Here is a 13,625-nt window from a genome sequence, read left to right on the forward strand (position 1 = left end):
GGGGTATGCCTGAACGTTCCCCCGCTGAAAAGTTACCCGCCGGACATACGCCCGAGTTGCTGGCCGAAGTGGCCGCGCTGCCCGCCTTGCCGGGCGTCTACCGTTACTTCGATGCGGAAGGCGGCGTGCTGTATGTCGGCAAGGCGCGCAACCTGAAGAAGCGGGTCTCCAACTACTTCCAGAAGAACCACGGCGGCACGCGCATCGGCCACATGGTGACCAAGATCGCCCGCATGGAAACCACGGTGGTGCGCTCGGAAGCTGAAGCGCTGCTGCTCGAAAACAACCTGATCAAGACGCTCAACCCGAAATTCAACATCCTGTTTCGGGACGACAAGAGCTACCCCTACCTCAAGCTGACAGGCGCGCGTCCGGCCGAAGAAGGCGCTGCGCCCACGGCTGCCGTCTTTCCGCGCATTGCCTATTACCGCGGCGCGGTCGAGAAAAAGCACCGCTACTTCGGCCCGTACCCCAGCGCCTGGGCGGTGAAAGACACCATCTTGCTGTTGCAAAAGGTGTTCCGGCTGCGGACCTGCGAAGACACGGTGTTCAACAACCGCACCCGGCCCTGCCTGCTGTACCAGATCAAGCGCTGCTCCGCACCCTGTGTGGGCCATGTGTCACCCGAGCAGTACGCGCTGGACACTGCCAATGCCGAGCGCTTTTTGCAAGGCCAGGCCCAGGACATCCTGACCGAGCTCGAGAGAAAAATGCTGGTGCATGCCGAAAAGCTGGAGTTTGAGCAGGCCGCAGAGCTGCGCAACCAGATGTCGGCGCTGTCCAAGGTGCTGCACCAGCAGTCGATGGAAATCGGCGGCGACAAGGACGTCGACATCCTGGCGGTGAAAGTTCAGGGCGGCAAGGCCTGCGTCAACCTGGCCATGGTGCGCGGCGGCCGCCACCTGGGTGACAGGGCGTACTTCCCCAGCCATGTGGAGAACGCGACCGACGTCGCGGCGCTGGATGCCGAGATCGATGCGGACGCCAGGCAGGCTGCGCAAGCCGAGGCAGCCGGTGAAAGTGCTGCGCCTGTGCCTGCACCTGTGGGCAAGTCACTTGAGGCCCTGGTGCTGGAAGCCTTCATCGCGCAGCATTACATTGATGTGCCGGTTCCACCCACCCTGGTGTGCAGCGAGCCGGTGGACAAGGAACTGATGGAGGCACTAACAGCGCAGACCGGTACCAAGGTCACGGCCATCCACCAGCCGCGTGAGCAGCGCCGCATCTGGCTGGAAATGGCACAGAAGAACGCCGGCCTGCAGCTGGCCCGGTTGCTGGCCGAACAGGGCTCCCAGCAGGCGCGTACGCGCGCGCTGGCCGAGGCGCTTGATTTGCCGCTCGACAACCTCGATACGCTTCGCATCGAATGTTTTGACATCTCGCACACGGCCGGTGAATCGACACAGGCCTCCTGTGTCGTGTTCCAGGAGCACAAGATGGTCAACAGCGAATACCGCCGCTACAACATCGAAGGCATCACGCCAGGCGACGACTACGCCGCCATGCGGCAGGTGCTGATGCGCCGCTATACCCGGCTGGCTGAAGCCGCACGCAATGGGGAGGCCAAACTGCCCGACCTGGTGCTGGTCGACGGCGGGAAGGGGCAGGTGTCGATGGCGCGTGAGGTGTTCGGGGAACTGGGCCTGGACCTGGGCCTGATTGCCGGCGTTGAAAAAGGGGAGGGCCGCAAGGTTGGCCTCGAAGAGCTCGTGTTTGCGGACGGCCGCGACAAGGTCTATTTGGGGCGGGATTCAGCAGCGTTGATGCTGATCGCGCAGATCCGCGACGAAGCCCACCGTTTCGCCATCACGGGCATGCGGGCCAAGCGCGCCAAGGTGCGGGTGGGCGGCAGCAAGCTTGAGGACATTGCCGGCATTGGCCCCAAGCGGCGCGCCAGCTTGTTGCAGCGCTTCGGCGGCATTCGCGGCATCGCTTCGGCCAGCGCGGAAGACATTGCCACGGTGGATGGCATTTCGAAGGACCTGGCCGAGGAAATCTACCGCGCCCTGCATTGAGGCAGCATCGGTTGCGTGCCCTGTTTCGGGCAGCAGTTCTTTGAAATTTGCTCAGATGTATTTGTGCAACGGAACGCACTGTTTTGGCGTGCTTTGCACCGCTATCCGGCACCACCGCACGGCTCATGCCAAAATCGGGGCATGTTTCTGACCATCCCTACGTTGATGACCTGGACCCGCATCGTTGCGATTCCGTTGATCGTGGGGGTGTTCTACCTGAACCTGGCGCCCACGGAACGCAACCTGATTGCCACCGTGATGTTCGTCGTGTTTGCCGCAACCGACTGGCTRGACGGCTTTCTGGCGCGCAAGCTGAACCAGACTTCTTCCTTCGGCGCCTTCCTTGATCCGGTGGCCGACAAGTTCCTGGTCTGCGCCTCTTTGCTGGTGCTGGTGCACCTGCAGCGTGCCGACGTGTTCGTGGCGCTCATTATCATCGGCCGCGAGATCGCCATCTCGGCGCTGCGCGAGTGGATGGCCCTGATTGGCGCGACCAAAAGCGTGGCCGTGCACATGCTCGGCAAGGTCAAGACCACGGTGCAGATGATTGCCATCCCTTTCCTGCTGTTCGACGGCGTGCTGTTCGGCGTGATCAACACGCACGTATGGGGCACCTGGTTGATCTGGATCTCCGCCATCCTGACGGTCTGGTCCATGATTTATTACCTGAAAAAAGCCATCCCGGAAATCCGCGCGCGCGCCAAGTAGTCCTGCCCTTGGTGTTGCCGTTCTAAGGCTTCTGTCCTTGAGTTCTTCCTCTTCTTCATCCTCTTCCGATGCGCTGATCCGGGCCATGCCCGCCGTGTTTGTGCTGATCTGGAGCACCGGCTTTATCGTCGCCAAATATGGCTTGCCGTATGCGCCGCCGCTGACTTTCCTGGCGATCCGTTATTTCCTGTCGATTGTTTGCTTCCTTGTCTGGATCGTGCTGGCCCGGGCCGCGTGGCCGCAAGGCCGGGCGCAATGGCTGCATCTGGCCATGGCCGGCGTGTTGATGCATGCCGGTTATCTGGGTGGCGTCTGGATTGCCGTGAAGTCGGGCATGGGTTCGGGCTTGACCGCACTCATTGTCGGACTTCAGCCAGTGTTGACGGCGCTCTGGGTTTCGTGGGTTGCCTCGCCCGAGACAAACGGCGGCGAGGCCAAGGTCACTTCACGCCAGTGGACCGGTCTGGCGCTTGGGCTAGGCGGGCTGTTACTGGTGGTTTCGCGCAAATTCGGCACGGGCCATGAAGTGACGGCGCTGACGCTGGCCTGCACGGTCTTTGCGTTGTTCAGCATCACTGCGGGAACGCTTTACCAGAAACGTTTTGTCAAACCTGCCGATGTGCGCAGTGCCAATGCCATTCAGCTGGCCGCTGCTTTCGTGGTGACCCTGCCGCTTGCGCTGTTTGAAACTGAAGCGATCACGTGGAACCACCAGGTTCTGGGCGCCATGGCGTGGTCGGTGCTGGTGCTCACGCTGGGAGGAAGCTCCCTGCTTTACCTTTTGATTCAGCGTGGCGCAGCTACAGCCGTGACCAGCCTGCTGTATCTGGTTCCGCCAACGACCGCCCTGATGGCATGGCTGTTGTTTGAGGAGCCCATTACGCTCAGCACGATTGCCGGCACTGCGCTCACGGCGTTGGGCGTGAGCCTCGTGGTGCGGGCCGCGAAGCCGGCGGCAGCGTAGTTTTCCAGGGCGCTTCCTGAAACTGTGCGACCAGGTGGTCAATCAGCAGGCGAATACGGCGTGGCTGGTCTGGGCGGTAGGGGGCCAGCCAGTGAATGTCGGCGTCTGGCATTGAATAGGCCGGTAAAACGCGTACGAGCCGGCCCGATGCGATATGCGGTGCAATATCCCAAAGGCTGCGCAGCATGATGCCGCGGCCTTCCATGCACCAGTCGCGTACCAGCTCCCCTGAATTGCTGGCCAGCGGGCCGTGCACGCGAACGCGCACCGCGGTCTTCTCGCGTTCCCTGTGCAGCGGCCAGACATCAAAACGCTGTCCCGGGGCATTGCCGTTTTCGCGCACGATCAGGCAGGCATGGTCCTGCAAGGCCTCCAGGCTGGCGGGTGAACCGTGTTGTTTTATGTAGCGGGGCGAGGCCACCATGATGCGCTGGTTGCGCGCAAGACGGCGTGACACCCACTGGGCCGCCTGCCGACCCTGTATCGACCAGAGCCAGATGGCGCCGTCGTAACCCTCCAGCGCGAGGTCGGGCAAATGCTCGGTGAGCTCCAGCTGTATCTCGACACGCGGATAACGCTCCTGGAATTCCGCCAGCGCAGGCCCCAGCCACCGGCGGCCGAACCCAAAAGTTGCAGCCAGCCGGATAAGCCCGGTGGGCTCCGCTTTTCGTTCCTGCAACTCTGCCTCAAGCGCATGGAAGCCCTGCAGGAGAATGATGGCCCGTTCGCAGACTGTTTCGCCTTCGGCGGTGGGGCTGACGCGCCGGGTCGTGCGCTGGAACAGGCGTTGGCCCAGCCTGGCCTCCAGTGCGGCAAGCCGCTTGGTGACGACCGGCGGCGCCACGTCCAGGCTTTGCGCTGCGGCCGCCAGGCTCCCGTGGTCGCGAACGGCAAGCACCAGTTCAAGGTCGCTGCGTTCCATTGATTAATTCCTTTTTGGAAATAATTGATTGCCTGATTATTGCTTGTATTGGATGCCACTCTTCTACAAAATCAGGCAAAGATCTAAAAATCGTTCAAGGCATTCAACACCGGAGCACCGGGAAATTGATTACCCGAAGATGAACCAAGGCAACTGATTGATGTTTGAGAATTTCGTTTCGTGCGATGTCGACGGCCCGGCCGGCAGCTTGCACACCCTGCGGGGCGGCGCAGGGGCGCCACTTCTGTTGCTCCACGGGCACCCGCAAACCCACGCGATGTGGCACTTGGTCGCGGGAACGCTTGCGAAAAAATTCACCGTCGTGATGATGGACCTGCGCGGTTACGGTGACTCCGCACGGGTTGCCGGTGATTCGGCGCACGAGGCCTATTCCAAACGCGCGATGGCGCTGGATGCCGTCGCAGTCATGCGTCACCATGGGTTCGAACGGTTCCAGGTGCTGGCGCACGACCGCGGCGCGCGCGTGGCCCATCGCCTTGCGTCGGATCATCCCGGGGCGGTTCAGCGGTTGATGCTGCTTGACATTGCGCCCACGCTGGCCATGTATGACAACACGACGAATGCCTTTGCGCGCGCTTACTGGCACTGGTTCTTCCTGATCCAGCCGCCGCCGCTGCCCGAAGCGTTGATCGAGTCCGATCCGGTACGGTATGTACGCAGCGTAATGGGCAAGCGCCATGCGGGCCTTGCGGCTTTTGCGCCAGCCGCATTGGCCGAGTACGAACGCTGCGCGCAAATCCCCGGCACCGCTCAAAGTATCTGCGAAGACTACCGGGCCTCTGCCACGATCGACCTGGAGCACGACCGCGCGGACGTTACTGCCGGCCTGCGCCTGGCGCAGCCGCTGCGCGTGTTGTGGGGCGAGCATGGCGCGGTGGGCCAATGCTTTGATGTACTGAATCTCTGGCGGGACCGTGCGAAAGATGTCTCGGGCCGAAGCTTGCCTTGCGGTCACTACATTGCAGAAGAAGCGCCGGCGTTGCTGCTGGCAGAAGCACTGGATTTTTTCAAACCTGAATCAGCGGCTCTCAACGGGTCAAATTAACGCCAACTACATTCAAAAAGGAACACCATGAGCAAAAGCATCGGAAAAAAACGCATCGCCGTCATCGCAGGCGACGGTATCGGCAAAGAGGTTATGCCAGAAGGTGTGCGTGTGATGGAGGCTGCGGCCGTCAAGTACGGCATCGACCTGCAGTTCGACCATTTCGATTTTTCAAGCTGGGACTACTTTGAAAAGCACGGCAAGATGATGCCGGACAACTGGAAGGACCAGGTGGGCGGCCATGACGCGATCTACTTCGGCGCTGTGGGATGGCCCGCGAAAATTCCCGATCATGTTTCACTGTGGGGTTCGCTGCTGCTGTTCAGGCGTGAGTTTGACCAGTACATCAACCTGCGGCCTGCACGGCTGATGCCCGGCATCATTGCGCCGGTGGTCCGGCGTGACGGGAGCGCGCGTCAACCTGGTGAAATAGATTTTTACATCGTCCGTGAAAACACCGAGGGCGAATATTCCAGTATTGGCGGGCGGGCGTTTCCCGGTACGGAGCGCGAGTTTGTCCTGCAGGAGTCGGTATTCACCCGCATCGGCGTGGACCGCGTCCTGAAGTTCGCCTTTGAACTCGCCCAGTCCCGTCCCAAGAAGCACCTGACCAGTGCGACGAAGTCCAACGGCATTTCCATCTCCATGCCTTACTGGGATGAGCGCGTGGCCGAGATGGCAAAAAACTATTCGGGTGTCCGCCTGGATCAATTCCATATCGACATCCTGACCGCGCATTTTGTGCAGCGCCCGGACTTCTTCGATGTGGTGGTGGCCAGCAATCTCTTCGGCGACATCCTGAGTGACCTGGGGCCGGCCTGCACGGGCACCATAGGCATTGCGCCCAGCGCCAACCTGAACCCTGATCGGAAGTTTCCTTCGCTGTTCGAACCGGTGCACGGCTCGGCGCCCGACATTGCGGGCCGCAACATTGCCAACCCTATCGGGCAGATCTGGTGTGGTGCCATGATGCTGGAGTTCCTCGGGCACAAGGATGCGCATGACGGCATCCTCGCTGCAATTGAAAAGGTGTTGAGCCCTGGAAGCGGTGCGCCGCGCACCCCGGACCTGGGTGGAAAAGCCGGGACGACAGACCTTGGCAAGGCCGTCGCCGAGGCCCTGTCCGCTTCCTGAAACCGTCATAAAGACGGCTTTTGTCAAGCATGAAAATTACACATCATGCTTACGATTAAGCCGTGAAAGCGCTGAAAAACCGTCTAGAATCCGCCTCCGCACGTTGTAAAAACTTGCTGCTGTATTGACAGGTCAAGAGTCCATGGCTCTAATTGGAATCAGCAGAAAACTGCACATGCCGCTCCCGCTGACACACTCAACACAGTGTCCCGGGAGATATTTTTTAGAGACAACCAGATTAACTTTTTATCAACGAGGGGCTCCTTGTGAACAAGACTGAACTGATCGAGCACATTGCCAAGCATGCTGATATTTCCAAAGCTGCCGCCACGCGCGCGCTGGAGTCAACCATTGGCGCTGTGAAAACAACCCTGAAAAAAGGAGGCTCCGTGTCTCTGGTGGGTTTCGGCACTTTTGCCGTGGGAAAACGTGCTGCGCGCACCGGCCGCAATCCGCGTACCGGCGATGCGATTAAAATCAAGGCTGCCAAGGTTCCAAAGTTCCGTCCAGGCAAAGCTCTCAAGGATGCTTTGAACTGAAACGGAAACTCAACGTGGGGTGCTTAGCTCAGTTGGTAGAGCAGCGCCCTTACACGGCGTAGGTCGGCGGTTCGAGCCCGTCAGCACCCACCACCCACGAAAAAAGGCGAACATGGTTCGCCTTTTTTGTTGTTGGCTCCCGGTTTGTTCGTAAAGCTGTTGCAGCACAGGAAGTTCGAGATGTTTGATTTCATTCGCAAGCACACCAAAGTCACCATGGCGTTGCTGTTTTTGCTGATTGTTCCGTCCTTTATATTGGTGGGCATGAACAGCAATGGTCCCTCCGGGAACAACAGCGGGGTCGTTGCCGTTGTCGACGGAAAAGACATCACGCAGCCCGAATGGGACCAGGCCCACCAGAACGAAGTCCAGCGTATACGCGCCTCCATGCCGTCGATTGACGTCAAACTGCTCGATACGCCGCAGGCACGCTACGCGACGCTGGAGCGCCTGGTGCGCGACCGTGTGGTTGCTGCTGCTGCCCATGTCACCGACGACTATCTGGCCCGCGAGTTGCAGAAAATCCCGGAAATCGCCGCCCTGAAAGGCCCGGACGGCAAGCTCGATATGGAGCGCTATCGCCAGTTGCTGGCATCGCAGGGCATGACGCCGGAAATCTTTGAGGCCAATGTCAAGGCCGGGCTGCCGAGCCGGCAGGTGCTGGGCGGTATTGGTGCAAGCGGCTTCGCCACGAATGCTGCGGCTGATCTGTCGCTCAATGCCTATTTCGAGAAGCGCGAAATCCAGCTGGCCCGTTTTGATGCTGCCGATATGGCAGCCAAACTGGCACCGACCGATGCCGACCTTGAGCAGTTCTACAAAGCCAACGAGAAACTCTTTCAGGCGCCAGAACAGGCCAACATTGAATACGTGGTGCTCGACATCGAGACTGTTAAAAAGACGGTCACGGTCAACGAGGCCGATCTCAAGACCTACTATGAGCAAAATATCCAGCGCCTGGGCGGCACCGAAGAGCGCAGGGCAAGCCACATCCTGATTGCAGCGCCCAAGACTGCCTCGGCAGCCGATCGCGAAAAAGCGAAAGCCAAAGCAGAGGAATTGCTGGCGCAGGTCAGGAAGGCGCCCGATACTTTTGCCGATGCGGCACGCAAAAACTCGCAGGACACTGGTTCGGCACCTTCCGGCGGCGATCTCGATTTCTTTGCGCGCGGCTCGATGGTCAAGCCATTTGAGGACGCCGCCTTTGCGATGAAAAAAGGCGACATCAGCAATGTCGTGGAGTCGGAGTTCGGTTACCACATCATCAAGCTGACGGACATCAAGGCACCGAAGCGGCCCGCGTTCGAAGAAATGAAACCGCAGCTGGAAGCCGACCTCCGCAAGCAGGAAGCCCAGAAGAAATTTGCTGAAGTTGCCGATGTCTTCACCAATGGTGTCTATGAGCAGCCCGACAGCCTCAAGCCCGTGGCGGACAAGCTGAAGCTTGAAGTCAAGGCGGCCAGCAATGTGGCCCGGCAGCCCAAAACCGGTGCGGCTGGCGTGCTGTCCAATCCGAAATTCCTGGGCGCACTTTTTTCGCCGGATGCGATCGAAAAGAAGCGCAATACCGAAGCCATAGAGACAGCGCCCAGCCAGCTGGTTTCAGGCCGGATCACCCAGTACACCCCGGCACGCACCCAACCCTTTGCCGAAGTGAAAGATGTCGTGCGCCAGCGCTGGGTTGCCCAGCGCAGCGCCGAAGAAGCGCGCAAGGAGGGCGAGGCCAAGCTGGCTGCCTGGAAGGCCGCCCCGGCGTCTGCAACCGCTTTGGCCGCACCGGTGGTCGTGTCGCGTGAGCAAACCCAGAAGCTTCCCAATCCGGTGATCGATGCGGCGCTCCGTGCCGACGCGGCTGCCTTGCCGGCATTTGCCGGGGTTAGCCTCGGCGCACAAGGTTACGTCGTGATCAAGGTCAACAAGGTGGTTCCGCGCGAGGCGCCGCTTGAAGCGGCCGCCAAGCAGGAACGCAACCAGTACACGCAGTGGTGGACCGCCGCAGAAAATCTGGCGTATTACAACGGCCTGAAAGAACGCTTCAAGACGAAAATCCTGGCGGCAAAGCCTCCTGTCGCCAAGGCTGGCGCAGAAGAAGTCGTCACCCAGTAAATTGCAGCGGCTTTGCCGCTATAATGCAGGGCTCCGGTGGCTGTAGCTCAGTTGGTAGAGTCCAGGATTGTGATTCCTGTTGTCGTGGGTTCGAGCCCCATCAGCCACCCCACTATTTGAAGTCCCGCTTGCCGCAAGGCTCGCGGGACTTTTTCATTTGGGGGCCTGGCGCGGCTGCCTTGCACAGGCGGGCCAGGCCCTAGTTCACCATGACCAGCTTGCCCTTCACGCCACGTGAGCCCATGTGGGCATAGGCAGCTTTCAGTTCGGCCATGGGCATGGTGCGGTCAATAACCGGCTTGATCTTGCCTTGGGCATACCAGCCGGCCAGCTCGGCCATCATGGCCGCATTGGCCTTGGGTTCGCGCTTGGCGAAGTCGCCCCAGAACACGCCGACGATGGATGCGCCCTTGAGCAGCGTGAGATTGAGCGGCAGGGACGGGATGGGTCCCGAAGCAAAGCCCACCACCAGGTAACGGCCCCGCCACGCGATGGAGCGAAAAGCCGGCTCGCTAAACTCGCCGCCGACCGGGTCATAAATCACGTCAGGTCCCTTGCCTTCGGTCAGTGCCTTGATTTCGTCACGCAGGTTTTTCGTGGTGTAGTTGATGGTGGCGTCCGCGCCAATGGACGCGCAAAGGGCGCATTTCTCATCGGTCGATGCGGCTGCGATTACGCGGGCTCCGGCGGCTTTGGCAATCTGTATGGCTGCGGTGCCGACACCGCCTGCAGCACCCAGCACCAGGACGGTTTCACCGGCCTTGAGTTGTGCGCGGTCCATCAGGGCGTGCCACGAAGTTGCGTAAATCATGATGAAAGCGGCCGCGTCCACGAAGGGAAATCCTTTGGGCAAGGGCATGCACAGGGCCGCCGGTGCAAGGGTGTGCGTGCCGAACCCCCCGGTGCCGGAGAGGCAGGCCACGTTGTGACCTACCTGGAGGTGCGTGACGCCTTCGCCCACCGCCTGGACCACGCCGGCGTATTCGGAGCCGGGCACAAAGGGCAGGGGTGGTTTCATCTGGTACTTGTTCTGCACGATCAGCAGGTCGGGAAAGTTCAGGCTGGCGGCCTTGATCTCAATCAGCACTTCGCCTGCCTTGGGTTGCGGTGTGGGCAATTCTTTCCAGGTCAGGGCGTCTACGCCGGTGGGGTTTTCACAAAGCCAGGCTTGCATGGAATGTCTCCGATAGAAGGAATGCTGCGACAGGTACAGAAGAAACAGAAGAAGAAAGGCGGGCCGCCAGCGGAAAGAGACGGCGCCTTGCCTGCATCATAGGCAAAGCGGCAGGTTTTGCGATGTCCGGCAGGGCTCAGGCTGTCGCAGCCGTGACCGTAAAATCAGTCCATGAAAATCCTCATTTGCAACGACGACGGTTACCAGGCCTCCGGCATCATTGCCCTCTATGAAGCGCTTAAAACCGTTGCCGATGTCGAGGTGGTGGCCCCCGAGCACAACAACAGCGCCAAATCAAACGCGCTGACCCTGCACTCGCCGATGTACGTGCAGACCGCGGCCAACGGCTTTCGCTACATCAACGGCACACCGGCAGACTGCGTCCATATCGCGCTGACGGGTTTGCTGGGCTACCGGCCGGACCTGGTGGTTTCAGGCATCAATAACGGCGCCAACATGGGCGACGACACGATTTACTCCGGAACCGTGGGCGCCGCCATGGAAGGCTACCTGTTCGGAATTCCTTCCATCGCGTTTTCCCAGACTGAAAAGGGTTGGGCGCACATTGATGTGGCAGCCCGGCGTGCGGCCGAGCTGGTGCAGCAACTGATGCCCACGCTGGAGGCCGTGGCGGAAGGCGCTGAGCCGACGGTGCCGCCCTGGCTGCTCAATGTGAACATTCCCAACCTGCCCGACAACGAGATCCAGGGCGTGAAGGTGGCCCGCCTGGGACGCCGCCATGCGGCCGAACGCGTCATCGTGCAGACCAGCCCGCGCGGCGAAACCATGTACTGGATTGGCGGCGCAGGGCCTGCGAAAGAGGCTGGTGAAGGAACCGATTTTTATGCCACCAGCCAGAAGTTTGTGTCCATCACCCCGCTGCAGGTGGATTTGACCGATCATGAGCGTCTGCCTTATTGGGCTCAAACCGCTGCCCGGCTGGCCGAGTTGCACAAAAAATCGTCATGAAATCCAGCCTCAAACCGCCATTCAATCCCACTGCCAAAGCGCCGGCTGCAGCAGGCCGCCCGGCATTTCCGGTTCGCCTGAAGCCCGACGCGGGTGTCCCATCTGCTACAAAATCAATAGCTGGTAGCGCAAGACCAGAGCGCGCTACAGGCCAAAATAGCTTGAAGAAACCGGCACCGACCGCAGCCTCCGCGTTGCCGGGCGGTGTCGGCCTCGATTCGCACACCGTGCGCGCGCGCATGGTGAGCAAGCTTGCTGCGCAGGGTGTTGCCGATGCGTTGGTACTCGCCGCCATGGGGGCTGTCGAACGCCACCGTTTTGTTGACACCGCGCTGGTCAACCAGGCCTATGAAGACACCAGCCTGCCGATTGGCCTGGGGCAAACCATTTCCAAACCCAATGTGGTGGCCCGCATGCTGGAACTGCTGCGCCACGGCGCGGCCGGAAAGCTGGGGCGGGTGCTTGAAATCGGCACTGGCTGCGGCTACCAGGCCGCGGTGCTCAGCCATCTGGCGACGGAGGTCTACAGCATCGAAAGGCTGCGTGGCCTGCACGACAAAGCCAGGGAGAATCTGCGGACTTTACGCCTGCCCAATGTGCACCTGCTGTTTGGTGATGGCATGATGGGCTACGCCAAGGGCGCACCTTATGCGGCCATCATTGCTGCTGCCGGCGGGGAGGCCATTCCGCCTGCCTGGATTGATCAGTTGGCTGTGGGCGGCAGGCTGGTGGCGCCCATGCAAACCGCCGGTGGTGCCCAGGCGCTGGTGGTGGTCGACAAAACCCCCCAGGGCGTCAGGCAGACCCTGCTGGAGGCCGTTCATTTTGTGCCTTTAAAATCGGGGACAAGCTGACGATCCGGCCACCTGCAGGACCCAGGCCGGTTATCGATATAGCAGTGACGGCATTGAACCATCCGATCATCCAGTTAACCAATACGCCATACCCGTCAGATTGACGACGAAAGAACCAATGAATCAAACCGTACGGCCGAACCGGGCAGTGTCTGTGGATGCCGCAGACGCAAGTCATGGCGCCCGCTCAACGCTCGGCAGGCTGGCCCTGCCATGCGCCCTGGCGGCAGCGCTGCTGCTTGCCGCTGGCTGCGGCACGCGTTCTACCACCCATGCCCCGGTTGAAGACCGCGGCACCGGGTTGTCGCGTCCCATGCCGGGCGCGGTGGACGCAGGCAATGTCAAACAGTTGCCCGGCTTTGAAAATGCCGGAAAACCTGGTTACTACACCGTTAAACCCGGTGACACCATGATTCGCATCGGCCTGGAAAACGGCCAGAACTGGCGCGACATCGTGCGCTGGAACAACCTTGAAAACCCCAACATCATCGAGGTGGGGCAGGTGCTGCGTGTGGTGCCGCCAAGCAGTGAAAATCCGCTGGTCGTGACGCGTCCCGTGACATCCGGATCGGCCACCACGTCGACCGCATCCACCACGCCGGCCCAGGCTGCCAGCGCGGCGCGTCCCGCGTCAACACCGGCTGGCACCAGCCCGGCGCCCGCTGCAACGGGCGATGAAGACATCGCCTGGATCTGGCCCGCGCAGGGCACGATGCTCGCAGGTTTCGATGAAGCCAAAAACAAGGGCCTGGATATTTCAGGCAAGGCGGGGGACCCTGTCATTGCCTCGGCCGACGGCCGCGTGGTGTACGCCGGCGCCGGCCTGCGCGGCTATGGCAACCTGATCATCCTCAAGCACAACAACACCTTCCTGACGGCCTATGCGCACAACCAGACTTTGCTGGTCAAGGAAGACCAGAGCGTGAAGAAGGGGCAGAAGATCGCCGAGATGGGCAACAGCGACGCGGACCGCGTGAAGCTGCATTTCGAGATTCGCCGTCAGGGCAAGCCTGTCGACCCTTCCAGATACCTGCCCGCCAAGTAAGCGGTATTTCCATCCGCAGAAAGGAGCCCCGCGTTTGCTGGGCTCCTTTTTTTTGTTTCTGGTGTCTTGACGCTGCTTGCGTCAGGGCAAAGCTATCGAAAAATTTAAGAAAAGAAAGCCCGCAGACCA

12 protein-coding genes and 2 tRNA genes are annotated in these 13,625 nt (G+C 60.7%); 12 read left to right on the forward strand and 2 right to left on the reverse strand.

The genetic code is table 11. The features are described from left to right. The first annotated feature begins 5 nt into the window (after positions 1–5). The 3 genes from uvrC to AC1DY9_RS17085 all read left to right on the forward strand — a co-directional run bounded on the left by uvrC (position 6) and on the right by AC1DY9_RS17085 (position 3,687). Positions 6–2,015 carry an excinuclease ABC subunit UvrC gene (uvrC, locus tag AC1DY9_RS17075; protein ID WP_457306539.1) on the forward strand — a complete coding sequence of 670 codons (2,010 nt, stop codon included), beginning with the start codon at positions 6–8 and terminating at the stop codon, positions 2,013–2,015. A 141-nt stretch (positions 2,016–2,156) separates the two neighbouring features. Beyond that, a complete protein-coding gene (gene pgsA / locus AC1DY9_RS17080; protein ID WP_457278826.1) occupies positions 2,157–2,723 on the forward strand; it encodes a CDP-diacylglycerol--glycerol-3-phosphate 3-phosphatidyltransferase in 567 nt (188 codons plus the stop codon). 85 nt (positions 2,724–2,808) lie between these two features. Next, positions 2,809–3,687, forward strand: coding sequence for a DMT family transporter (locus AC1DY9_RS17085; protein ID WP_457279773.1), 879 nt, complete (start codon positions 2,809–2,811; stop codon positions 3,685–3,687). Here the strand turns inward: AC1DY9_RS17085 and AC1DY9_RS17090 are convergent. After that, positions 3,632–4,609, reverse strand: a complete 978-nt coding sequence (locus AC1DY9_RS17090; protein ID WP_457278825.1) for a LysR family transcriptional regulator — start codon at positions 4,607–4,609, stop codon at positions 3,632–3,634. The genes AC1DY9_RS17085 and AC1DY9_RS17090 overlap by 56 nt on opposite strands. A gap of 160 nt (positions 4,610–4,769) precedes the next feature. On the opposite strand from AC1DY9_RS17090, the gene AC1DY9_RS17095 reads away from it, so the two are divergent. The 6 genes from AC1DY9_RS17095 (at position 4,770) to AC1DY9_RS17120 (ending at position 9,566) form a co-directional block, all read left to right on the forward strand. Further along, positions 4,770–5,675, forward strand: a complete 906-nt coding sequence (locus AC1DY9_RS17095; protein ID WP_457278824.1) for an alpha/beta fold hydrolase — start codon at positions 4,770–4,772, stop codon at positions 5,673–5,675. 39 nt (positions 5,676–5,714) lie between these two features. Further along, complete coding sequence (locus AC1DY9_RS17100) at positions 5,715–6,809, forward strand: tartrate dehydrogenase (protein ID WP_457279772.1); 1,095 nt, start codon at positions 5,715–5,717, stop codon at positions 6,807–6,809. 266 nt (positions 6,810–7,075) lie between these two features. Further along, positions 7,076–7,348 carry an HU family DNA-binding protein gene (locus AC1DY9_RS17105; protein WP_007874140.1) on the forward strand — a complete coding sequence of 91 codons (273 nt, stop codon included), beginning with the start codon at positions 7,076–7,078 and terminating at the stop codon, positions 7,346–7,348. A 17-nt stretch (positions 7,349–7,365) separates the two neighbouring features. Continuing rightward, positions 7,366–7,441, forward strand: a tRNA-Val gene (locus tag AC1DY9_RS17110). A gap of 87 nt (positions 7,442–7,528) precedes the next feature. Beyond that, positions 7,529–9,454 carry a SurA N-terminal domain-containing protein gene (locus AC1DY9_RS17115; protein ID WP_477667122.1) on the forward strand — a complete coding sequence of 642 codons (1,926 nt, stop codon included), beginning with the start codon at positions 7,529–7,531 and terminating at the stop codon, positions 9,452–9,454. 36 nt (positions 9,455–9,490) lie between these two features. Continuing rightward, positions 9,491–9,566 (forward strand) — tRNA-His (locus AC1DY9_RS17120). 87 nt (positions 9,567–9,653) lie between these two features. On the opposite strand, the gene AC1DY9_RS17125 is transcribed toward AC1DY9_RS17120, so the two are convergent. Continuing rightward, entirely contained in the window at positions 9,654–10,628 is a 975-nt protein-coding gene (locus AC1DY9_RS17125; protein WP_457278822.1) for an NADPH:quinone oxidoreductase family protein, read from the reverse strand. Between the two features lie 171 nt (positions 10,629–10,799). On the opposite strand from AC1DY9_RS17125, the gene surE reads away from it, so the two are divergent. From surE to AC1DY9_RS17140, 3 genes are all read left to right on the forward strand, one after another. Beyond that, positions 10,800–11,597, forward strand: coding sequence for a 5'/3'-nucleotidase SurE (gene surE, locus AC1DY9_RS17130; RefSeq protein ID WP_457278821.1), 798 nt, complete (start codon positions 10,800–10,802; stop codon positions 11,595–11,597). Next, complete coding sequence (locus tag AC1DY9_RS17135) at positions 11,594–12,451, forward strand: protein-L-isoaspartate(D-aspartate) O-methyltransferase (RefSeq protein ID WP_477667123.1); 858 nt, start codon at positions 11,594–11,596, stop codon at positions 12,449–12,451. Before surE ends, AC1DY9_RS17135 begins: the two co-directional genes overlap by 4 nt. A 118-nt stretch (positions 12,452–12,569) precedes the next feature. Further along, a complete protein-coding gene (locus AC1DY9_RS17140) occupies positions 12,570–13,496 on the forward strand; it encodes a peptidoglycan DD-metalloendopeptidase family protein (RefSeq protein WP_477667124.1) in 927 nt (308 codons plus the stop codon). Positions 13,497–13,625: the final 129 nt, after the last annotated feature.

The organism is Polaromonas sp. P1_F6 (assembly GCF_056405695.1).